Source organism: Streptococcus macacae NCTC 11558 (assembly GCF_000187995.2).
Taxonomy (GTDB): domain Bacteria; phylum Bacillota; class Bacilli; order Lactobacillales; family Streptococcaceae; genus Streptococcus; species Streptococcus macacae.
Genome location: NZ_AEUW02000001.1, coordinates 213155 through 234349 on the forward strand (window position 1 = coordinate 213155; position 21195 = coordinate 234349).

Below are 21195 nucleotides of genomic sequence, written 5' to 3' on the forward strand. Positions count from 1 at the left end.
ATATCGAATTATTTGGGAGTTAAAACAAGAATGGAAAGAAAAAAATTAATAGCATTAGGTTTAACAGGAGGTGCCTTTACTTTAGCAAGTATTTCAGGAGCTAGCGTTTTTGCAGATGAAACGGCTAATGCAGCAACAAACTTAACAGAGGCTCAGCCAGCGCCAACCGCGCAAGCTGCTGATGGACTTGCAAAGGCTGGTCAAGTTGATGGAGGAATCTCTGTAGAAACGGATAAAACAGCTTTGGCTGACTCTGTTAAGGCTGCGCAAGATGCGGGTGTTACTGTTGTTAAAGAAGCAGACACTGATGCTGGTAAAACAACTTCTGCTAATGAAACGGCTCAAAAACAAGAAGAGATAGCCAAAGATTATCAAGCACAGGCAGAAACTATTAAAAAAGCAACTGATGATTATACGGCAGCTAAAGCAAAACATGAAGAAACGGTTAAAAATAATCAAGCTGACTATGATAAGAAAAAATCGGCTTATGATGCTGCTAAGGCTCAGTACGATAAAGATAAGGCGCAATATGATCAAGATCTGACTGCTTATCATAAAGATAAAGCTCAGTATGATCAGGATTTAGCGGCTTACAATAGAGCTAAGACTCAGTATGATCAAGATATTATTACCTATAAGGCTGCTAAGGCTAAATATGATCAGGATCTAGCGGTTTATAAGACAGCTAAGGCTAAATATGATCAGGATCTAGCGGTTTATAAGACGGCTAAGGCTAAATATGATCAGGATCTAGCGGCCTATACGATTGCTAAAAACAAATATGACCAAGATTTAGCGGCTTACACGATTGCTAAAAATAAATATGATCAGGACTTAGCAGCTTACAATAGAGCTAAGGCCCAGTACGATAAGGACAAAGCACAGTACGATCAGGACTTAGCAGCTTACAATACAGCCAAGGCCCAGTACGATAAGGATAAAGCGCAGTACGATCAGGACTTAGCAGCTTACAATAGAGCTAAGGCTCAGTACGATCAGGACAAAGCGCAGTACGATCAGGATTTGGCGGCTTACAATATGGCTAAAGCCCAGTATGATCAGGAGCTTATCGCTTATGAAGCTGCAAAAAGCAAATATGACCAAGATCTCATTGCTTATGAAAAGGCATTGAAAGAAGCGCAAGCAAAGCGAAATGAGGATGGTTACCTTGTCAAACCTGCGGCACAGACTCTGCTTTATAAAACGGAACCAAATGCTGTTTTAACTTTAGATCCATCTGCTAAAGCCTACAGTAAAGATGAACTGAACAGGGCTGTTCAATCGTGGGGAATCAGCGGAGATGCTTTGGACAAATACAACCTTTTGATGAGCTGGCGCAGCAATGATACAAAAGTTCTTCTTAAAAAAGATGTTCCTTTAAAAGTGACCTATACCAATCTTCAAAATTCAACTTTTGAAGGGAAAAAGATTTCTAAAGTTGTCTATACCTACACATTGAAAGAAACTCCAGTTAATGCTGGGGAATTACCTGCTTTCTTGGTTAAGGATCCGACAGAGACAATTTGGTTTCCTGATTTTAATGGTCAAGTCCGTATTAATTTAGCCGCTCAGTTTTATGATGAAGATGGACAATTATTAGATGTTACTGATTCTTTAGTCAGTTTTGCTTCCTTGAATTCAACGACTAATTCATCAGAATTTGTGACTAATTTTAATGGAGAATATATCCAAATTTCTGGTTCTTCTATTACACCGCATGCAGATGGAAGTGCGCGCGCAGATGGTTCAAACGAAAACAAAGCAGATGGCTCTCGCTTCTCGCAAGATGAGTGGGATGGTTCTAATAGTCCTAATAAGTGGTATGGTGCTATTGTTGGCCAGGCAAAAGGAAATGAAGTTTCTTTTGATATCGGCTCAAATAATCGCGGTCTTGTTTGGTTTGCCTTTGATTCAGACATTAAGGCAGTAGGCGTTCCTCTTAAACCTGTAGCGCCAACGGCGCCGACCGAGCCTGTAGCGCCAACGGCACCGACAGAACCCGTAGCGCCGACGGCGCCGACAGAGCCTGTAGCCCCGACGGCGCCAACTGAGCCTGAGGCACCAACGGCACCGACAGAACCCGTAGCACCAACGGCACCGACCGAGCCTGAGGCTCCAACCGCGCCGACAGAGCCTGTAGCGCCAACGGCACCGACAGAACCCGTGGCACCAACGGCGCCAACTGAGCCTGTAGCGCCAATCGAACCTCTGGCTCCAGAAAGAGCAGTAGATCCAGAACCGCCAGTTGCTCCTACTGTTCATTATCATTACAGTGTTTTATATGAACAGCCTCCTGTTAAAAAGACAGTGATGAATACTGACGGTGCTGATCTTGATAAAGCCCTTGTCAATAAAGGCAGTGTGGTTACATTTACATTGACAGCAGATAGCCTGCCTGCCCATCGCCAGCTCACAAAACAATTTCAGATAAGAGATTCCCTGCCTTCAGGCTATCAGCTAGATTTGACAGCTACTAAAGAAGCTAATAAAGGTTTTGATGTTGCTTATAATAGTGTTAGCCATACGGTTATTTTTACAGCTGGTGATCAGATTTTGGCACAGTTAAACGCTGATCTAAGCAGCAGTGTAACTCCAGCTGCTCCTGTTCTTATTGGGATCGTCACTAATGATCGAGCGGTTTATGTCAATAATTTTCATTTAAATGTTAATAATACTTATTCCATCTATTCGCAGCCCGTTCGAGTCAGTACTCCGCAGGATCCAGTCAAGCCTATTAAGCACAACACTAATAAAGACGGCCTTATCATTGACGGCCAGACTGTGACAGCAGGATCGGTTAACTACTATCGTCTGCTCTGGGATTTAGATCAGTATAAAGGTATAAAAGCCAGCAAAGATGAGATTGCTAAAGGTTTCTACTATGTGGATGATTTCCCCGAAGAGGCTCTGACTGTTAATGAAAAAGATATTCGTTTAATTGACAGCAAAGGGCAAGCAGTGCAGGGTGTAACTAGTCATATTTATCAAAGCCTTTCCCAAGCACCCGCAGAAGTCCAGAACTTTTTAAGGGCTGCAGGAATTAGCCCTAAAGGGGCTTTCCAGGTCTTTATTCCTAAAGATATGGAAACTTTTTATCAAACTTATGTGCTAACTGGAAATTCTATTACCATCATTGATCCCATGACAGTCAAGATGGAAATGGGGCAAACAGGAGGACAATTTGAAAACAGGGCTTATCAGATCGACTTTGGCAATGGCTATGCGACAGATGTTGTCGTTAATAATGTGCCTAAGCCAGATCCTAAGCAGCCGAATCCTTCAGATCCCAAACAAGTAAAACCAAAGAACCCTCTTCCAACTTCAGCTGTTTCGCACAATAAGACTGCTTATAGACCTATACAAGCATCAGTTTCCACGCCTAGTCTTCCAAAGACCGGAGAAAAAGACAATCTGATCTTGACTGTAGCGGGTGTTGTCACAATGGTGACTGCTGGATTTGGTTTTATTAGACTGACGAAAAAAGAAAACTAACCCTTAATGAAAAGTAAACTTAAAAAGCCTGTTTTGAGCAAGCAGTGACTTTAGAAGTTTACTTTTTTTATGCTATACTTTATACTCAATGAAACTTAAAAAGCATACGAGGAAGCTAGCCACACTTGGCCTACGGCAAGGTGACGCTGACCTAGTCTTTCAGAGATTTTTGAAGCGTATTAGCATGAAAATGCTGGCATTGTAAGGGTATAAATGCTTTGTAAAATAATGGATTCATTATTATATGAGAAATCAAAAAGAAGAGGTATTAAAGTCAGTAGGAAAGCATTTTATGTGATATAATAAAAGCAGTATTAATTTTGAAAGAAGAAGTCCATGTACATTGAAATGATTGACGAAACAGCTACTGTTTCTGAAGAAATGAAAAAACAGACTTTAGAGATTTTAAATTTTGCTGCCCAAAAGATTCATAAGGATGACAAAGAGATGGCCATCACTTTTGTGACTAATGAACGCAGCCATGAGCTCAATCTGAAATATCGCAACACTGATCGCCCCACTGATGTGATCAGTCTGGAGTATAAGCCAGAAGTTTCTCTTTCTTTTGATGAGCAAGAGTTAGAAGATGAGCCAGAATTAGCTGAGGTGTTAGCCGAGTTTGACAGTTATATCGGTGAACTTTTTATTTCTGTTGATAAGGCAAGGGAGCAGGCAAAAGAATACGGTCACAGCTTTGAGCGGGAAATGGGATTTCTTGCTGTTCATGGTTTCTTGCATATTAATGGTTATGACCATTACAGCCCTGAAGAAGCAAAGGAAATGTTTAGCCTACAGGAAGAGATATTGAGAGCATATGGACTTAAGAGATAATAGACAAAGCCCTAAAAAATGGAAAAACCGGACACTGACAGCTAGCTTAGAATTTGCCTTGACAGGGATTATAACGGCCTTTAAAGAAGAGCGCAATATGAAAAAACATGCGGTATCAGCTTTTTTGGCTGTTTTAGCAGGTTTGATTTTTAAAGTATCGATGATTGAGTGGCTTTTTCTTTTGCTGAGTATTTTCTTAGTTGTCACGTTTGAAATTATTAATTCTGCTATTGAAAATGTCGTTGACTTAGCCAGTGACTATCACTTTTCAATGCTGGCGAAAAATGCTAAGGATATGGCTGCTGGAGCGGTTTTAATGATTTCAGGTTTTGCAGCTTTAACGGGTTTCATTATTTTTGTGCCAAAGATATGGCAGTTGCTTTTTCATTAGTATATAGGAGGTTTTATGTCATTTAAATCAGGATTTGTTGCTATTTTAGGACGTCCAAATGTTGGGAAGTCTACTTTTTTAAATCATGTTATGGGCCAAAAAATAGCCATCATGAGCGATAAGGTACAGACGACGCGCAATAAAATTATGGGGATTTACACGACAGACCAGGAGCAGATTGTCTTTATTGATACACCGGGAATTCATAAGCCAAAGACTGCTTTGGGTGATTTTATGGTAGAGTCTGCCTATAGTACTTTGCGTGAGGTGGATACGGTCCTCTTTATGATATCTGCTGATGAAGCTCGTGGTAAGGGAGATGACATGATCATGGAGCGCTTAAAAGCAGCTAAGGTTCCTGTCATCTTGGTGGTTAATAAGATTGACAAGGTGCATCCTGATCAGCTGCTGAGTCAGATTGATGATTACCGCAAGCAGATGGACTTTAAGGAAGTTGTGCCGATTTCTGCTCTTCAAGGCAATAATGTTTCGCATCTGGTTGATATTTTAAGTGAAAATTTAGAGGAAGGCTTCCAGTACTTCCCAGCTGACCAGATTACCGACCACCCTGAGCGTTTTTTGGTTTCTGAGATGATTCGGGAAAAGGTTTTATTGCTGACACGTGAAGAAATTCCGCATTCGGTGGCAGTGGTTATTGACAGTATGAAGCGGGATGAGGAGACTGACAAGATTCATATCCGCGCTACCATTATGGTGGAAAGAGACAGTCAAAAGGGCATTATCATTGGCAAAGGCGGCTCTATGCTCAAGAAAATTGGCTCCATGGCTAGGCGGGATATTGAACTCATGCTAGGTGATAAGGTCTTTCTTGAAACTTGGGTTAAAGTCAAGAAAAACTGGCGGGACAAAAAGCTGGACTTGGCAGATTTTGGATATAACAAAAAGGAATATTAGAGACTAGAGAGAAACTCCAGTAGCTGCTGATTTTGAAACAGATAAGAAATTGAATACTAAAGAGTATGTCAGCCAAACTCTGCCTCATGCTGAAAGAAAATTTTACAAATAGCTTTGTCATGGGGCATTCATACTAAAAAGCTGAGTTATAAGCTCAGCTTTCTTTGACAGAAGGAGGACTTGTGATGACTTATTTAGAAATGCTGATAGATAGCCTCAATCGTGCGCGGGAACGTTTCTTGCGGATGCTGGATGGTGTGACTGTGGAAGAAGCTAATGCTTTTCCGCAAGCGGATAAAGCCCCGCAAATCAAATCGTTAACTTGGCTGACTTGGCATACAGCGCGTGAGTTGGATTTGCAGATTGCTGCGCTAGCAGAAACGGAGTCTGTATGGAAGCGTCAAGATTTTGCCTTGCGGTTTCCTTTTAAGTTAGCTGATCAAGAAGATGGATGGAATCATACTTTAGAGCAAGCTCAAAAGATTGTCACTAAAGATTTGGATAGCTTGACAGACTATCTCAATGCGGCCTCAAGCTTTGTGATTGATTATCTTCACTCACTTAATGAGGCAAATTTAGATGAGATTGTAGATGACTCTTGGACACCAGCTGTGACACGCGGCGTACGCTTAGTATCTATCATTGATGATGCTGCTATGCATTCGGGTCAAGCCGTTTATGCACGCCGCTTGCTGGGATTGAAGGATTAGTTTTTTTGAGAATGATAGAAGCTGTAAAAGAATAAGGAGTAAAGATGCCAGAATTACCAGAAGTTGAAACGGTTAGGCGCGGCTTGGAGCGTTTAATTGCCGGCAAAAAAATTGAATCGGCAGATGTGCGTGTGCCTAAGATGGTTAAAACAGGTGCAGAAGATTTTCAGCTGGATATTTTGGGTCAGACTTTTGAGAGTATTGGCCGCCGCGGCAAATACCTCATTTTTGATTTGGGGAGGCAGGTTTTGATTTCCCATCTGCGTATGGAAGGTAAATACCTACTTTTTAAAGATGAGCCACCTGTCAATAAGCATTTTCATCTTTTCTTTGGTTTGGATGATGGTTCTACTTTAGTTTATCAAGATGTACGTAAATTTGGGACGTTTGAATTGCTGGAAAAATCACAGCTTGAGGATTATTTTACCCAGAAAAAGATTGGACCTGAACCAAATGAAAGGGACTTTAAATTAAAGCCTTTTGAAAAAGGACTGGCAAAATCGCATAAGGCCATCAAAACGATTCTCTTGGACCAGCATTTGGTGGCTGGTCTTGGCAATATCTATGTGGATGAAGTGCTCTGGGCGGCAAAAATTCATCCGGAACGGCTGTCCAATCAATTGAAAAAATCAGAAATCAAACGAATTCACGATGAAACCATTGACATTTTACAGTTAGCTATCAAAAAAGGCGGTTCAACCATTCGTACTTACCGCAATGCTCTTGGTGAGGACGGAACCATGCAGAATTTCTTACAAGTTTATGCAAAGACAGATGAACCTTGTGCCCGTTGTGCCACACCGATTGAGAAAATTAAAGTAGGAGGAAGAGGGACGCATTTCTGCCCGTCCTGCCAAAAACGATGACAAAGATTATTGGACTTACAGGCGGTATTGCTTCTGGCAAATCAACAGTCACAAATTATCTCAGGCAAAAGGGCTATCAGGTCATTGATGCGGATCAGGTGGTTCATGACTTACAGGCTAAAGGCGGTAAACTCTATCAAGCATTGGTCAGCTGGCTAGGGTCTGCTATCTTGAACGAAGCTGGCGAGCTTGATCGTCCTAAACTGTCTCAGCTCATTTTTTCCAGCCAAGAGTATTTAGCGAAATCTTCCCAGCTGCAAAATGCTATTATTCGGCAAGAACTAGCCGATCGACGCGGGCAGCTGGCTAAGACTGAAGAGATTTTCTTTATGGATATTCCGCTCTTATTTGAGCAGGATTATGCAGACTGGTTTGACGAGGTTTGGCTGGTTTATGTGAATCCAGAGACACAGGTAGAACGGCTGAAACAGCGCAATGGCTATTCACAAGAAGAAGCCAAGCAGCGCCTTGCCAGTCAGATGTCTTTGAGCCAAAAGTGTCAGCTGGCAGACAAAGTCATTGACAATAGCGGAGACCTCAAGCAGCTGCAGGCGCAGATTGAGCAGCAGCTGAAAGGATTAGAAGGCTAGACTATGCGAACAGCTAATTTAATGACAGCTATGCTTTGGCCAATCGTGATAATTGAAGTGAGATAAAAAAGAAAAATTATAAGAGAAAGGAAGAGGAAGACAAAATGACTATTAGCATCAAATCTTACCAGTCTCACTATAAAGAGGCAATCCTGTCCCTGTCAATTGAAAGCTGGGCAGCGGTTTTTCCAAAAATGCGCTCTGCTGTTCCAGATTTTGTCTATGACAATTTTTATCCCCAAGGCTGGGAATCCCGCCAAACAGCAGATTTGTCGCAGGTCTTGGATGGAAAAAGCAATCAGATCCTGCTGGCCTTTTCAGATGATGAATTAGCAGGCTGGATTGCTTATCACATACATCCAGAGGATAAGATGGGCGAAATTTATGTTTTAGCCGTTGCACCAAAACATCAAGGCAAGGGTGTCGCCACAAAATTGATGGAAGATGCCTGTCAGAAAATTACTCAAGCCGGCATGAAGATGGTCATGGTGGAAACCGGCGGCGATCCTGGACACTTGCCCGCCCGCAAAACCTATGAGGCTTTTGGTTTTAAAACCTGGCCGGTCGCACGGTATTTTAAAAAACTGTGAAATGAAAAGAGCGCCATTCAAAAAGAAGGGCGCTTTGTTATGCGGCTTTTAGTTAAGCAGGGCTGTCAGGGTGATTGCTCAACTAAATAGAGCCTGTTTAAGCAGCAGTCCATTGGTGCTAAAGCACCTCATGAACAGTGCAGAGGGAAATTTCAGGCTGACTAAAGTCAACAGAAATTCTCCCAACTGCTGCGTCTTGCAATAGCTCAGAAAAATCAAACCAGATCAAGGACTTTTGTACGTAATCTTCACGATTGCACTCTTTTTCTGTGAGTGAGTGCGCAGCAATTATGGCTGTCTGTCCCAATCTCAGATAGACGGTCGGCCATGATTTTTTGCTATATTTGAGAAATGAGAGAGGTGAGGCTGTTATAGTCTTAAAACGCTGAATTATTCTATGCAGGAAATTTTTGATAACAAAAAGTCAGTATCTTATTTCTCATTTTCTCATCATAGGCTGACTTATGGTCTGATATTATGCTATAATAATCAAAGTTAAACAGGAAAGAAGATGAAGACCTATATCTGAGCAGCCTATTTCAGAGATTAATTGGAAGCAGAATTTACGTGTCGCTTGGCTTGGTAATTTTTTTACGGGAGCCAGTTTTTCGCTGGTCATGCCGTTTATGGCACTCTATATTGAAGACCTGGGCGAATCAGGTTCCTTGGTTGAGTGGTATGCGGGTTTGGCGGTTGCTATCTCAGCTTTGGCTTCGGCTTTGGTTTCCCCTATTTGGGGCCGCTTAGCCGATAGGTACGGCCGAAAACCAATGATGGTCAGAGCAAGCCTTGTCATGACCTTTACAATGGGAGGAATAGCCTTTGTTCCCAATGTGTATTGGCTATTATTTCTAAGGCTGATGAATGGCTTGTTTTCTGGCTATGTGCCTAATGCAACAGCGCTGATCGCTAGTCAGGTACCAAGGAATAAATCAGGCTATGCTCTTGGAACTTTAGCGACTGGCTTGACAGCAGGTACCTTGATAGGGCCGCTTTTAGGAGGCAGTTTAGCGCAATGGCTGGGCATGCGTCAGGTCTTTGTTTTTGTCGGCTTTATTTTATTGATTTGCTGCCTCATGACCATTTTTATGATTCGAGAGGATTTTGAACCGGTTGAAAAGGCTGATATGGTTTCGACTCGGACGCTGCTTAGAGAGATACCTCATAAATCTATTTTAGCAGGTCTTTTTGTGACCAGCTTGATTATTCAGATTTCAGCTCAATCCATCGCTCCGATTTTGTCTCTTTACATTCGTCATCTGGGTGAGAGGGAAAATATCCTCTTTGTGTCAGGGCTTATTGTGTCTGCTATGGGGATTTCCAGTATGCTATCCAGTCCTCATTTGGGTCGGCTGGGTGATGCCATAGGCAACCACCGTCTTTTAGTTCTGGCTCTTTTTTACAGCTTCATTATGTATCTGCTCTGCGGATTTGCACAGACTCCTCTGCAGCTTGGTAGTTTGCGCTTTCTTTATGGTTTTGGTGTCGGTGCTCTTATGCCGAGTGTCAATTCTCTTTTGACAAAGCTGACGCCTAAGGAAGGGATTAGCCGAATTTTTAGTTTTAATCAAAGTTTCAGCTATTTTGGACAGGTTGCAGGGCCTTTTGTTGGCTCTGCTGTAGCAACTGGGTTGGGCTATCGCTGGACCTTTTTTGTGACCGCAGGCATCGTCTTTATCAATTTTACCTGGTCAGTTATTATCTTTAGAAAATACTTAGGAGCAAAAGAAATCACGTGAGAGTAAAAATTAACCTCAAATGCAGCCAATGCGGCTCTATCAATTATCTGACCAGCAAGAATCAGAAAAACCATCCTGAAAAAATACAGGTACTTAAATATTGCCCTAAGGAGAGAAAAGTCACCTTGCATGTTGAATCTTAATATGAAATATGTTAGAATGGCTAAGACAATAGTGGAGGAAGTAAGGAAATGTATAACTTTTTAGTGACGATATTACTCGTTTTGTCAGGTATTTTGGTTATTGCTATTTTTATGCAGCCGCAAAAAAATCCTAGCAGCAATGTCTTTGATAATAGTGGTTCGGAAGCTTTGTTTGAACGTTCAAAAGCTCGAGGCTTTGAAGCCTTTATGCAGCGCTTCACAGCAATTTTAGTCTTCTTTTGGCTGGCTATTGCTTTAGCGCTTGCTGTATTATCAAGTAAATAAAAAGTGAGCTTGACATTGTCTGGCTTATTTTTTTTGAAAAGGTCAAGGAAAGAAAATGAAAGAAAAAATTATAACTTATTTAAAAGAGAAGGGAAAATCAAGTGTTGATGATTTAGCCAGCAGTTTAAATATGGCTGGCGCTAAAAAATTTCCTTCTCTGATCAAGGAGATTTCCAAGCTTGAAAGCAGGGGGCAGCTGCGTTTTGAGCAAGATGGAACGCTCTCGCTTAGAAAGAAAAAGGAAGAAAAAGAGCAGATTACTGTCACAGGTATTTTTCGCGCCAATAAAGCAGGTTTTGGCTTTGTCAGTGTTGATGAGGCAGAAGAAGATCTTTTCGTAGGACGCAGTGATACAGGCTATGCCGTGGATGGTGATACTGTTGAACTTGTTATAAAAAAAGTAGCTAACCGTCTAAAAGGAACAGCAGCAGAAGCACAAGTTGTTAAGATTGTAGAGCACAGTTTAAAAACAGTTGTCGGCCGTTTTGTTTTAGATGATGAAAAGCCTCCTTATATTGGCTATATTAAGAGTAAAAATCAAAAAATCAGCCAGAAAATTTATATCAAAAAAGAGCCTATTGTTTTAGATGGGACTGAAATGATAAAGGCGGTTATCGAAAAGTATCCAAGGCGCCATCATGATTATTTTGTAGCTAGTGTAGAAGATATTATCGGCCACCAGGATGATGATGGAATAGATGTTTTAGAAGTACTGGAGTCTATGGATATTGCTTCTGCTTTTCCAGAAGACGTTATGGCAGAAGCTCAGCAAGTGCCAGATAAGCTTAGTGATAAAGATTTGATAGGCCGAGTGGACTTGCGTAAAGAGCTTACTTTTACGATTGATGGGGCAGATGCTAAAGATTTAGATGATGCGGTTCATATCAAATTGTTAGCAAATGGCAATTTTGAACTCGGTGTTCATATTGCTGATGTTTCCTACTATGTCAAAGAAGGCTCAGCCTTGGACCGTGAGGCTTTGGCTAGAGGAACCAGCGTTTATGTGACTGACCGTGTGGTTCCTATGCTGCCAGAACGCCTGTCCAATGGCATCTGCTCTCTCAATCCAAATCTTGAGCGTCTGACACAGTCTGCTATTATGGAGATTGACAAACAGGGCCGCGTGCTCCATTATCAAATAAGGCAGACAGTTATCAAGACAGCCTTTCGTATGACTTACAATGATGTTAATGCTATTATTGCAGGTGACAAGGAGCTGACAGAGAAATACAGCGAAATTGTACCATCTATTCATGAGATGGCGGTCTTGCACAAGATTTTAGAAAAGATGCGTGAAAAACGAGGAGCCCTTAACTTTGACACTTCAGAAGCCAAAATTTTGGTTAATGACAAGGGTTTTCCACTGGATATTGTGCTGCGTCAGCGTGGAATTGCTGAGCGGATGATTGAGTCTTTTATGCTGGCAGCTAATGAATGTGTGGCTGAGCACTTTGCAAAGAAAGCTCTTCCTTTTATTTATCGGATTCATGAAGAACCTAAGGCTGAAAAGTTACAGCAATTTATGGACTATGCTAGTATTTTTGGCGTCTCTATCCAGGGGACGGCCCATAAAATCAGCCAAACAGCTCTGCAAGAGTTTATGAAAAAAATGGAAGGGCAGCCAGGGAGCGATGTCCTTTCTATGATGCTGCTGCGTTCTATGCAACAGGCGCGTTATTCTGAACACAATCACGGCCATTATGGTTTGGCAGCGCCGTACTATACGCATTTTACCAGCCCCATCCGCCGCTATCCCGATCTTTTGGTTCACCGCTTGGTGCGTGAATACGACAGGCCAACTGATGAAAAGGTAGACCATTTTGCTCAAATCATCCCTGAAATTGCCAATCAAGCCAGCAGTTTAGAACGCCGTGCTATTGATGCTGAGCGCACCGTTGAGGCCATGAAAAAAGCAGAATACATGGAAGAATATGTGGGACAAGAGTTTACAGGGGTCATCTCCAGTGTTGTCAAATTTGGCCTCTTTGTGGAGCTGCCCAATACCATCGAAGGCCTCATTCATGTGACGACCTTACCAGAATTTTATCAGTTCAATGAGCGCACTTTAAGTTTGCAGGGTGAAAAATCAGGTAAGGTTTTCCGTGTTGGTCAGTCCATCAAAGTAAGGGTAGTTAAGGCAGATAAGGAGACAGGAGATATTGACTTTGGCTATCTGCCAAGCGATTTTGATGTCATTGAAAAGCTCACAAACGCTAAAAAAGATAAACCGCGGCACTCACGTCACAATAGCGGCAGCAAAGTAAAAACTAGTAAACGCAGCAAGCAGTCAGCTCTTTCACAAAAGAAGAAAAAGAAGCCTTTTTATAAGGAGGCAATGAAAAAAGGAGGTAAGCATGGCAAAGGGTCAAGGAAGCGTCGTCGCTCAAAATAAAAAGGCTAGACATGATTACGAGATTTTAGAAACTTATGAAGCGGGCATTGTGCTGACAGGAACTGAGATAAAGAGTGTCAGAGCTGCTCGTATCCAGCTAAAAGATGGCTATGCTCAAATTAAGAACGGGGAAGCTTGGCTGATTAATGTTCATATTTCACCTTTTGAGCAAGGTAATATCTGGAATCAGGATCCTGATCGTACCCGCAAGCTCCTTCTTAAAAAGAGGGAAATTGCAAAATTGGAGAATGCACTCAAAGGAACAGGAATGACCCTTGTTCCGCTTAGAGTCTATCTTAATAATGGTTTTGCCAAGGTTCTTATCGGACTTGCCAAAGGGAAACATGATTATGACAAACGCGAAACGATCAAGCGCCGTGAGCAAGATCGAGACATTAAACGGCAAATAAAAGAGTTTAATAGGAGATAAATAGAAAAAAGCTGGGCAGATGTCCAGCTTTTTATGGTGTTATGATTTTATTTTTCCTGAAATTGGCTGAGACGGATGACTTCGATCTTATAGCCATCAGGATCTGTGATGAAGTAGTACATTTTTGGCTTGCCTGGCAGACCTGATAGGTCAGTCACAGTATAGCCAGATTCCTTATGGGCTTGGTGAGTGGCTTCTAGGTCCTCAACGCCTACAGCGATATGTCCGTAACCATTGCCGAGGTCGTAAGCTTTATGATCATAATTGTAGGTTAATTCCAGCTCATAGTCAGGATCATCTTCTAATTGCAGATAAATCAGAGTAAATTTATAGTCGGGAAAGTCATTGCGGCGAACTTCTTTAAAGCCGAGCGCTTCTTGATAGAATTTAAGTGAGGCATCTAAGTCTTTCACACGGATACAGGTATGTAAAAATTTCATTGGAATTTCCTTTCTTTTGAAAATAAGAGAGTTTTAATAGCGCCAAGTGACAACATCTGGACGGGGTTTGCGGCTGCGTGGATGTTTGGGGTTGTGCAAACGATAGCCAAAGGAGATCATACTGGCAATCCCTTCTGTTTCAGGATCAATAACATTAAATTCGGCTAAAATCTGGTTAACCTTATCGTAATGAAATCCTTCAATTGGGCAGGAGTCAATGCCAATCAAACTAGCAGCAGTGATCATATTAGCCATGGCAATGTAGGTTTGCTTAGCTGCCCAATCAAAGAGCTCGCGGCCGCTCTTTAATTTCAAATGTTCTTTCTGGAAAAGTTGGTAGAGTTCTAAACGATTGTCCAAGTCTTTCTTATCTGTTAGTCCTCGGCGGATCAAGCTCTGGCGAACATTTTCAGAATCATAGCCAACATCTTTTTTAGCAATGACAAGAACAAAATGGCTAGCTGTTTCCAACTGATTTTGGGCACCCCAAGAAACTGCTTTTAGTTCCTTTTTGATTATTTCATTTTCTAAAACGATAAAACGCCAAGGCTCAAGTCCGATAGAAGAAGGACTGAGCCAGGCACAGTCAAGGATGAAGTCCATGTCTTCTTTTGGGATCTTTTGATCACTATAAACACGGATTGCAGCACGGTTATCAAAAGCCTGACGGACTTGCTTTTTAATATCTTCTTTAGTCATAGTGAAATGCTCCTTATTTTGATAAACTTATCATATCATAATTTTCAGTAAAGATGAAAATTTCCCTAGTCTTTAAGAAAATGTTAACGTGAAGCCAAAATCCTTTCTGAGACTTTCCTTGGCTGATACGGATTCCATACCTAAGATTTAAGTCTAAGGTCTCAAATCTATATGGGCAGAATTTCAAAACCTATTTGTATCGAAAAAACATTTTTGTTTTCAATCTGAAATTTCCTTATTCCTTAAGGAAATTTTTTCTATTTTAATTTTGAAATCGTTTGCTAAAATAGAAGTAGAAAACTAAGGAGGTAGAATATGTCTAAATTACCTGAAAATTTTCTCTGGGGCGGTGCCGTTGCTGCCCATCAGCTAGAAGGCGGCTGGCAAGAAGGCGGTAAGGGAATTTCTGTTGCGGATGTCATGACGGCTGGACGCCATGGTGTTGCACGCGAAATTACAGCTGGCGTTCTTGAAGGAAAATATTATCCTAATCATGAAGCTATTGATTTTTATCATCATTATAAAGAAGACATTGCTCTTTTTGCTGAGATGGGGTTCAAATGCTTTCGGACTTCCATCGCCTGGACCCGTATTTTTCCAAATGGCGATGAAGCAGAACCTAATGAAGCAGGCCTGCAGTTTTATGATGCCCTTTTTGATGAATGTCTGAAATATGGTATCGAACCTGTTGTAACCTTATCGCATTTTGAGCTGCCTTATCATCTGGTTACGGAATACGGCGGCTTTACCAACCGCAAAGTCATTGATTTCTTTGTTCGTTTTGCTGAAGTTTGCTTCCATCGCTACAAGGATAAGGTTAAGTATTGGATGACCTTTAATGAGATCAATAACCAAGCTAATTATCAGGAAAATTTTGCCCCTTTTACTAATTCAGGAATTGTTTATAAAGAAGGGGATGATCGCGAAGCGATTATGTATCAAGCTGCTCATTATGAGCTAGTGGCTTCTGCGCGTGCTGTTAAAATTGGCCATAGCATTAATCCTGATTTTCACATTGGCTGTATGATTGCCATGTGTCCTATCTATCCTGCCAGCTGTAAACCAGCAGATGTACTCATGGCTCAGAAAGCCATGCAGAAACGTTATTATTTTGCAGATGTTCATGTGCATGGTTTTTACCCAAATCATATTTTCAAGTATTGGGAGCGCAAAGGTATTTCAATTGATTTTACGGCAGAAGATGCTAAGGACTTACTGGCTGGGACAGTGGATTATATTGGCTTTTCTTATTATATGTCCTTTGCTATTGATGCCCACCGTGAAAATAATCCCTACTATGATTATTTGGAAACAGAGGATTTAGTCAAAAATCCTTATGTCGAGGCTTCTGACTGGGATTGGCAAATCGATCCGGAAGGTTTGCGCTATGCTCTTAATTGGCTCACTGATATGTACCATTTGCCGCTTTTCATTGTGGAAAATGGTTTTGGCGCTATTGATCAAGTTGAAGCTGATGGCATGGTTCATGATGACTATCGAATTGACTATTTGGGGGCTCATATTAAGGAAATGATTAAAGCTGTTGATGAAGATGGTGTTGAACTTATTGGTTATACACCTTGGGGCTGTATTGATTTAGTTTCAGCAGGAACGGGTGAGATGCGAAAACGTTACGGCTTTATTTATGTTGATAAAGATGATGAGGGCAAGGGAAGCTATAAACGCTCACCCAAGCTTTCCTTTAATTGGTATCAGCAAGTTATCGCTTCTAATGGTGAAAATATTTAAGATAGGTGATTAAATGACTGCTTTGCTGTAATCGAAAAAAGTATTTATCCTAGATAATAGTAAGTACTCCAAATCCTTGGAGTACTTTTTGCTATGGCTATTGGCTGTTTCAATCTATATTTTTCCGTATCAATACGGCAAGATAGGAAATTGTCTTTGAAAGCGAATACAGTTATACTTAAACTATAAAAATATTAGGAGGAAATAAATATGCCTAAAGCTTTAATTATTTGTGCAGGAGGAATGTCTTCATCGCTTATTGCTAAAAAAACGGCTGCTTTATTAAATGATCAAGGATTTGAAATTGAAATGAATGCTGTGGGTGTGCCAGAAGGAGGGAAAAAAATTGCTAATGCAGAATATGATCTCTATTTGATTAGTCCACAAACAAAAATGCATTACAAACAATTTGAAGATGCTGCTCAAAAGGTCGGCAAACCAATTGTGCAAATTCCGCCGCAAGCCTATGTTCCAATTCCCATGGGAATTGAAAAGATGGCTAAATTAGTTAAAGAGAATCTTTAAAAGAAAGTACAGTTATTCTAAGAATAAAGGAGAGATAATGATGCTAAGCCAAAAGGAAAAATTAATTGTCCATTATTTATCTCAGCATCGAGACAGGTTTGTGACGAGTAAAGAATTGGCTAAGCATTTGTCCTGTTCGGATCGAACCGTTCGAGCTTATATCAAGTCCTTTATGGCTTATTCCTCAAAAGAAACAGGAGTGGAGCTGGTTGCTAAGCAAGGATATGGCTATCGTCTTCAGCTCATTGATGAACAGATATATTTCCGGTTTATATCTGAAAATAATTTAGATCAGATCAAGGAAACGATTGATATTAATGATAGGCACAACTATATTTTAAATCAACTTATTTTTGAACAAAATAAGGTTTTCTTTGATGATTTGATGGATCAGCTTTATGTTAGTCGCTCAACACTTTCTTCTGATTTTAAGAAAATCCGAAAAGAGCTCTTACAATATGATTTGACTGTTGAGAGCAGGGCTAATAAAGGCGTCTTTGTTAAGGGAAGTGAACACGATAAAAGACGCTTTATTATGGACTATTTTTTCAGCGGCCATTTTCTTAAAAATCTCCATCAGTATGTAGGAGATGACTTTTTTAAACTTCCGATTAGTTTTGAAGAGCTGACGATCATCGTTCTTGATGAATGCCGCAGCGAGCAGTTACAATTGTCTGATTTTATGATTCAAAATCTGATCGTTCACATTGCCTTAGCTATTAAGCGTATTAAAGACGGTTTTGAACTTTCGCCAATAGCTATTGATTATCAAAAATTTCAAAAAGAAATTAGAGTCTCAAAACGTATTTTGAACAGGATTCAAAAGCGTATGAATATCGTTTTCCCACAGGAGGAAGGCCAATACATTGCCTTGCATTTGATTACAAATAGTATTGATAGTCAAAAAGAAGAAAACAAAAATACAGAAACACCTATCCGATATGATTTAATGAAGGCTCTTAGGCAAATAGATGAATATTATCATTATCATTTTGCAGATGACTTCATTTTGATTGAAGGTTTACTGGTACATCTGGAAGTCTTAGAAAAGCGTCTGAAAATGAACGTTCATCTTAATAACCCTCTTTTAGAAGAAATAAAAGAACAATACAGTGACATCTTTCATTTGACTAAAGACTTACTGGCAAAATTAGAAGGCTTTTCCCAAATGACTCTATCAGATGACGAAATTGCTTACATGACGCTGCACTTGATGGCTGCTTTGGAGAGGTATAAGGAAAAAAATAAGCTAAATGTTTTGGTGATCTGTGCTACTGGCTATGGCAGTGCTCAAATGTTAAAAGAACGGATTGAAAATGAATTGAGTCCTTATCTCAATATTGTTGATTTAATTGGTTATTATGATATTAATGATGATAAATTACAGGGTATTGACCTTATTATCTCTTCCATTGATTTGTCACATTTAGTCTTTACAATCCCTGTTTTGACAGTTAGCGTCTTTTTAAAAGATGACGAGGTTGCTCAAATCAAAGAAAAAATAAGGACACTTCATCCGTCGCTGCAAAAAAAGGTTCGGTCTAATAGCGATTTAACATTGGAACAGGTTTTTGATCATTATTTTTCAGAAAAGTACTTTCAAATTTTTGACCAGATCAGCAAAGAGGAGCTTTTGGAGAAGATGGCAGCTTGTCTTAATGACAGAGGAAAGGCTGATTATACTAGTTCTATGCTTGATTTAATACGTCAAAGAGAAGAAATGAGCACTGTTCTTTTTAATGACTTCATTGCTGTACCTCATCCGCTTAAGGCAATTGATAAGATGCATAAGATTGGTATAGCCATTATGAAGAAAGGCTTGTATTGGGAAGATAAATTTAAGTCGATTCGGTTAGTCTTTTTGGTGTCACCATCAATTTGTGAGAATGAAGGCTTGCCTTTAATCATCAAAAGGATTGTTGACTTAACAGACCAAAAAGAGCTGCAGGAGCAATTAATCAAAAGTAACTCTTTTGCAGAGTTTAAGCGAATTTTTCTATCAGGACAGAAGAAAGGATAGCGGTTTTATGAAAAAAGAGGATTTGCAGCTAGCAGCATTTGAAATTATTTTAAACTCTGGCAATGCAAGGACGCTTGTTCACGAAGCTTTTAATGCTATGCGTGACAAAAACAATCAGTTAGCTAAACAAAAGCTGCAGGAAGCAAATGATGAACTGCTTAAAGCTCATCAGGCACAAACAGATCTGTTACAAGAATATGCTAATGGGACAGAGATTGAAATGGAGATTATCATGGTTCATGCCCAAGATCATTTGATGACGACAATGACACTGCGCGAAGTCGCTATTGAGATGCTGACCTTATATCAAAAAGTTAATGAGAAGGGAATATCGTCATGATGCAGCAAGGATATAAAAAATCAACAAAAGCAGCCCATCAAGAATGGAAACAAGAATTAAGTTTGAAAAACAGTTTATTTTCTCGCTATCTGCTTTTTAGATACAGTTTAGCTTTGTTTTTCTTTACTAATCTTTACTGGCTGCTTCCTTTTATTTATAAGCCAAGCATTTACTTTATTTTGCCAGTGAGTATGTTAGTTTTAATTGTGTTAGCCTGTGCTGAGCAATTTCAGCTTTATGGTGCTAAAGACGTTTGCCTTGAAAGAACAAAACGTGCTCTGCAAGCTCAAATCTTTGTGGTGCTTTTAGTGCTAGTCATCAGTGTTTTTCCAAAGCAATTGCCTCTGCTTGTTCCTTTCTTTTCGAATCAGCTGTCGGCACATTTATTTTTGGTATTGCTGCAATTTATCGGTTTATCTATCTCTTGCTATAATCTCAAACGTATTGGGGAAATTAAAAGGAATGCAGATAAATTTTACGACCGTTTTCATAAACATATTGCAAAATATAGTTAAGGGAGGGCAGTTTTATGGATGAACAAAAAGGAGTATTTGCTTTCTTAGATAAATATTTAATGGGTCCGATGAGTGTTATTGCACAATATAGAATTGTGCGTGCTATTATGGCAGCAGGAGTCGCCTCAGTTCCTTTCACAATTGTCGGTTCAATGTTTTTGGTGTTTAATGTTTTACCAGATTCATTTAGTTTTTGGCCAATTATAAGAGATATTTATGAGGCTTCCTTTTATAAATTTTCCAATCTTTATATGTTGGCTTATTATGTGACCATGGGTTCTTTATCTCTTTATTTTGTATTAACAATGGGATATGAATTAACCAAGATTTATGCGGATGAAGAAGATCTGAATCTTAATCCTTTAAATGGTGCCATGCTTTCACTATTTGCCTTTCTGATGACGGTACCGCAGCTTATCTTTAAAGGCGGCTCTATGGAGGTCGTTAGTCATTTAAAGAAGGGGAATCTTGTATTAGATGGTTGGGCTATTGCAGATGGTGCTATTACGCGTTTTGGAACAGCAGGAATTTTTACTGCTATTATTATGGCAATTTTGACCGTTATGCTGTATCGTCTATGTGTTAAGCGCAACTGGGTTATTAAAATGCCAGAGGCTGTCCCAGAAGGTGTTGCTCGTGGTTTTACCGCCTTAATACCAGGTTTTGTGATTGCCTTTGTTGTTTTATTCATCAACGGTGTCTTTGTCGTATTAGGAACAGATATTTTTCAAGTTATTGCAGCACCATTTGGCTTTGTCAGAAACTTAACAGACACTTGGTTAGGCATTATGATCATTTATCTCTTAACACAAGCATTGTGGAGTGTTGGTATCCATGGGGCCAATACTATCTTTGCCCCTTTTGTTAACCCGATTGCTCTGGCCAATATGGCAGCCAATGCTAAAGGAGCTCATTATATTGTGGCTGGTGAGTGGTCTAATATGTTTGTTATTGCTGGTGGCTCTGGTGCTACACTGGGACTTTGTATCTGGTTAGCAACCCGTGCTAAATCAGAACAGCTAAGTGCTATCGGCAAAGCTTCCGTTGTTCCTGCTATTTTCAATATTAATGAACCTCTTATTTTTGGAATTCCTATTATTTATAATCCTTCCCTCATTATTCCCTTTATTCTAGCACCTATGACATCAGCAACCCTTTATTACCTTGCTATGAAGTTAGAGTTGATTAAGGCCGTTTTTGCTCAGGTTGCTTGGCCAACACCTGTTGGTATCGGAGCCTTTACAGGAACAGGAGATTGGAGAGCGATTATTTTAGCTTTCATTTGCGTTTTAGCTGCCTTTCTTGTTTATTATCCTTTTATAAGAAATTACGATAGAAGGTTGTTAAAAGAAGAACAAGAAGCTCTAGCAGCTGATTAGATTAAAGGATTGTTCTCTTAATCCATAATGAACTAGTCTTTCTAAGGAATATTAAAAGCATCTCGCAAATTGGATAGAAAATCCAGGTGTGGGATGCTTTTAATATTCCTTTTTGGTTTTGCTTTCGTTAGGAAAAAGAAAAAGTTAACGAGAG

General features: G+C 40.1%; 21 protein-coding genes and 2 pseudogenes. 21 read left to right on the forward strand and 2 right to left on the reverse strand.

Annotated features, from left to right (window positions below; all coding sequences use genetic code 11):
- Nucleotides 1-30 precede the first annotated feature (30 nt).
- The 15 genes and pseudogenes from STRMA_RS10060 to smpB form a co-directional block, all read left to right on the forward strand.
- A pseudogene (locus STRMA_RS10060) lies at nucleotides 31-1896 on the forward strand (GbpC/Spa domain-containing protein); the annotation flags it as partial.
- A gap of 828 nt (nucleotides 1897-2724) precedes the next feature.
- Nucleotides 2725-3270: pseudogene (locus STRMA_RS10065) on the forward strand (SspB-related isopeptide-forming adhesin); the annotation flags it as partial.
- Complete coding sequence (locus STRMA_RS10070; protein ID WP_447462937.1) at nucleotides 3247-3492, forward strand: LPXTG cell wall anchor domain-containing protein; 246 nt, start codon at nucleotides 3247-3249, stop codon at nucleotides 3490-3492. The pseudogene STRMA_RS10065 and the gene STRMA_RS10070, both read left to right, overlap by 24 nt.
- Before the next feature lie 336 nt (nucleotides 3493-3828).
- Complete coding sequence (gene ybeY / locus STRMA_RS01140; protein ID WP_003082282.1) at nucleotides 3829-4323, forward strand: rRNA maturation RNase YbeY; 495 nt, start codon at nucleotides 3829-3831, stop codon at nucleotides 4321-4323.
- The gene (gene dagK, locus STRMA_RS01145; protein WP_003079084.1) at nucleotides 4307-4714 is read left to right on the forward strand and encodes a diacylglycerol kinase; all 408 of its coding nucleotides are present in this window, start codon (nucleotides 4307-4309) and stop codon (nucleotides 4712-4714) included. The genes ybeY and dagK overlap by 17 nt, the downstream gene beginning before the upstream one ends.
- A 15-nt stretch (nucleotides 4715-4729) precedes the next feature.
- On the forward strand, nucleotides 4730-5629 hold the full coding sequence (gene era / locus STRMA_RS01150) for a GTPase Era (RefSeq protein WP_003081767.1): 900 nt from the start codon (nucleotides 4730-4732) through the stop codon (nucleotides 5627-5629).
- Between the two features lie 185 nt (nucleotides 5630-5814).
- Nucleotides 5815-6339 carry a DinB family protein gene (locus STRMA_RS01155; protein ID WP_003079045.1) on the forward strand — a complete coding sequence of 175 codons (525 nt, stop codon included), beginning with the start codon at nucleotides 5815-5817 and terminating at the stop codon, nucleotides 6337-6339.
- A gap of 44 nt (nucleotides 6340-6383) precedes the next feature.
- Complete coding sequence (gene mutM, locus STRMA_RS01160; protein WP_003081360.1) at nucleotides 6384-7205, forward strand: DNA-formamidopyrimidine glycosylase; 822 nt, start codon at nucleotides 6384-6386, stop codon at nucleotides 7203-7205.
- The gene (gene coaE / locus STRMA_RS01165; protein WP_003078551.1) at nucleotides 7202-7795 is read left to right on the forward strand and encodes a dephospho-CoA kinase; all 594 of its coding nucleotides are present in this window, start codon (nucleotides 7202-7204) and stop codon (nucleotides 7793-7795) included. Before mutM ends, coaE begins: the two co-directional genes overlap by 4 nt.
- Before the next feature lie 104 nt (nucleotides 7796-7899).
- Nucleotides 7900-8385, forward strand: coding sequence for a GNAT family N-acetyltransferase (locus tag STRMA_RS01170; protein WP_003080730.1), 486 nt, complete (start codon nucleotides 7900-7902; stop codon nucleotides 8383-8385).
- Nucleotides 8386-8930: 545 nt separating this feature from the next.
- Nucleotides 8931-10124, forward strand: a complete 1194-nt coding sequence (locus STRMA_RS01175) for a multidrug efflux MFS transporter (protein ID WP_115276999.1) — start codon at nucleotides 8931-8933, stop codon at nucleotides 10122-10124.
- Nucleotides 10121-10267: a 50S ribosomal protein L33 gene (gene rpmG / locus STRMA_RS09405; RefSeq protein WP_003081833.1), complete on the forward strand. Its 147-nt coding sequence runs from the start codon at nucleotides 10121-10123 to the stop codon at nucleotides 10265-10267. Before STRMA_RS01175 ends, rpmG begins: the two co-directional genes overlap by 4 nt.
- 48 nt (nucleotides 10268-10315) lie before the next feature.
- Nucleotides 10316-10552: a preprotein translocase subunit SecG gene (gene secG / locus STRMA_RS01180; protein WP_003078658.1), complete on the forward strand. Its 237-nt coding sequence runs from the start codon at nucleotides 10316-10318 to the stop codon at nucleotides 10550-10552.
- Nucleotides 10553-10607: 55 nt separating this feature from the next.
- Nucleotides 10608-12944, forward strand: a complete 2337-nt coding sequence (gene rnr / locus STRMA_RS01185) for a ribonuclease R (RefSeq protein ID WP_003080010.1) — start codon at nucleotides 10608-10610, stop codon at nucleotides 12942-12944.
- Nucleotides 12907-13374, forward strand: a complete 468-nt coding sequence (gene smpB, locus STRMA_RS01190) for an SsrA-binding protein SmpB (RefSeq protein ID WP_003079120.1) — start codon at nucleotides 12907-12909, stop codon at nucleotides 13372-13374. The genes rnr and smpB overlap by 38 nt, the downstream gene beginning before the upstream one ends.
- 47 nt (nucleotides 13375-13421) lie before the next feature.
- Here the strand turns inward: smpB and gloA are convergent, their stop codons facing one another.
- Nucleotides 13422-13814 carry a lactoylglutathione lyase gene (gene gloA / locus STRMA_RS01195; protein WP_003081556.1) on the reverse strand — a complete coding sequence of 131 codons (393 nt, stop codon included), beginning with the start codon at nucleotides 13812-13814 and terminating at the stop codon, nucleotides 13422-13424.
- 33 nt (nucleotides 13815-13847) lie between these two features.
- Entirely contained in the window at nucleotides 13848-14513 is a 666-nt protein-coding gene (locus STRMA_RS01200; RefSeq protein ID WP_003080587.1) for an NAD(P)H-dependent oxidoreductase, read from the reverse strand.
- Nucleotides 14514-14828: 315 nt separating this feature from the next.
- On the opposite strand from STRMA_RS01200, the gene STRMA_RS01205 reads away from it, so the two are divergent.
- The 6 genes from STRMA_RS01205 to celB all read left to right on the forward strand — a co-directional run bounded on the left by STRMA_RS01205 (nucleotide 14829) and on the right by celB (nucleotide 21041).
- On the forward strand, nucleotides 14829-16262 hold the full coding sequence (locus STRMA_RS01205; protein ID WP_003079433.1) for a 6-phospho-beta-glucosidase: 1434 nt from the start codon (nucleotides 14829-14831) through the stop codon (nucleotides 16260-16262).
- Nucleotides 16263-16472: 210 nt separating this feature from the next.
- Nucleotides 16473-16787 (forward strand): PTS cellobiose transporter subunit IIB, encoded by a 315-nt coding sequence (locus STRMA_RS01210; protein ID WP_003082160.1) that lies wholly within the window; start codon nucleotides 16473-16475, stop codon nucleotides 16785-16787.
- Nucleotides 16788-16827: 40 nt separating this feature from the next.
- The gene (locus STRMA_RS01215) at nucleotides 16828-18807 is read left to right on the forward strand and encodes a BglG family transcription antiterminator (RefSeq protein ID WP_040841707.1); all 1980 of its coding nucleotides are present in this window, start codon (nucleotides 16828-16830) and stop codon (nucleotides 18805-18807) included.
- Nucleotides 18808-18814: 7 nt separating this feature from the next.
- Entirely contained in the window at nucleotides 18815-19147 is a 333-nt protein-coding gene (locus STRMA_RS01220; protein ID WP_003080454.1) for a PTS cellobiose transporter subunit IIA, read from the forward strand.
- A complete protein-coding gene (locus STRMA_RS01225; RefSeq protein WP_003082043.1) occupies nucleotides 19144-19662 on the forward strand; it encodes a hypothetical protein in 519 nt (172 codons plus the stop codon). Before STRMA_RS01220 ends, STRMA_RS01225 begins: the two co-directional genes overlap by 4 nt.
- A gap of 14 nt (nucleotides 19663-19676) precedes the next feature.
- Complete coding sequence (gene celB / locus STRMA_RS01230; RefSeq protein WP_003082161.1) at nucleotides 19677-21041, forward strand: PTS cellobiose transporter subunit IIC; 1365 nt, start codon at nucleotides 19677-19679, stop codon at nucleotides 21039-21041.
- Nucleotides 21042-21195 lie beyond the last annotated feature (154 nt).

Coding starts and splice junctions, on each gene's coding strand:
- ybeY (WP_003082282.1), top strand. CDS start 3,829: ATGTACATTGAAATGATTGACGAAACAGCTACTGTTTCTGAAGAAATG.
- dagK (WP_003079084.1), top strand. CDS start 4,307: ATGGACTTAAGAGATAATAGACAAAGCCCTAAAAAATGGAAAAACCGG.
- era (WP_003081767.1), top strand. CDS start 4,730: ATGTCATTTAAATCAGGATTTGTTGCTATTTTAGGACGTCCAAATGTT.
- STRMA_RS01155 (WP_003079045.1), top strand. CDS start 5,815: ATGACTTATTTAGAAATGCTGATAGATAGCCTCAATCGTGCGCGGGAA.
- mutM (WP_003081360.1), top strand. CDS start 6,384: ATGCCAGAATTACCAGAAGTTGAAACGGTTAGGCGCGGCTTGGAGCGT.
- coaE (WP_003078551.1), top strand. CDS start 7,202: ATGACAAAGATTATTGGACTTACAGGCGGTATTGCTTCTGGCAAATCA.
- STRMA_RS01170 (WP_003080730.1), top strand. CDS start 7,900: ATGACTATTAGCATCAAATCTTACCAGTCTCACTATAAAGAGGCAATC.
- secG (WP_003078658.1), top strand. CDS start 10,316: ATGTATAACTTTTTAGTGACGATATTACTCGTTTTGTCAGGTATTTTG.
- rnr (WP_003080010.1), top strand. CDS start 10,608: ATGAAAGAAAAAATTATAACTTATTTAAAAGAGAAGGGAAAATCAAGT.
- smpB (WP_003079120.1), top strand. CDS start 12,907: ATGGCAAAGGGTCAAGGAAGCGTCGTCGCTCAAAATAAAAAGGCTAGA.
- gloA (WP_003081556.1), bottom strand. CDS start 13,814: ATGAAATTTTTACATACCTGTATCCGTGTGAAAGACTTAGATGCCTCA.
- STRMA_RS01200 (WP_003080587.1), bottom strand. CDS start 14,513: ATGACTAAAGAAGATATTAAAAAGCAAGTCCGTCAGGCTTTTGATAAC.
- STRMA_RS01205 (WP_003079433.1), top strand. CDS start 14,829: ATGTCTAAATTACCTGAAAATTTTCTCTGGGGCGGTGCCGTTGCTGCC.
- STRMA_RS01210 (WP_003082160.1), top strand. CDS start 16,473: ATGCCTAAAGCTTTAATTATTTGTGCAGGAGGAATGTCTTCATCGCTT.
- STRMA_RS01215 (WP_040841707.1), top strand. CDS start 16,828: ATGCTAAGCCAAAAGGAAAAATTAATTGTCCATTATTTATCTCAGCAT.
- STRMA_RS01220 (WP_003080454.1), top strand. CDS start 18,815: ATGAAAAAAGAGGATTTGCAGCTAGCAGCATTTGAAATTATTTTAAAC.
- STRMA_RS01225 (WP_003082043.1), top strand. CDS start 19,144: ATGATGCAGCAAGGATATAAAAAATCAACAAAAGCAGCCCATCAAGAA.
- celB (WP_003082161.1), top strand. CDS start 19,677: ATGGATGAACAAAAAGGAGTATTTGCTTTCTTAGATAAATATTTAATG.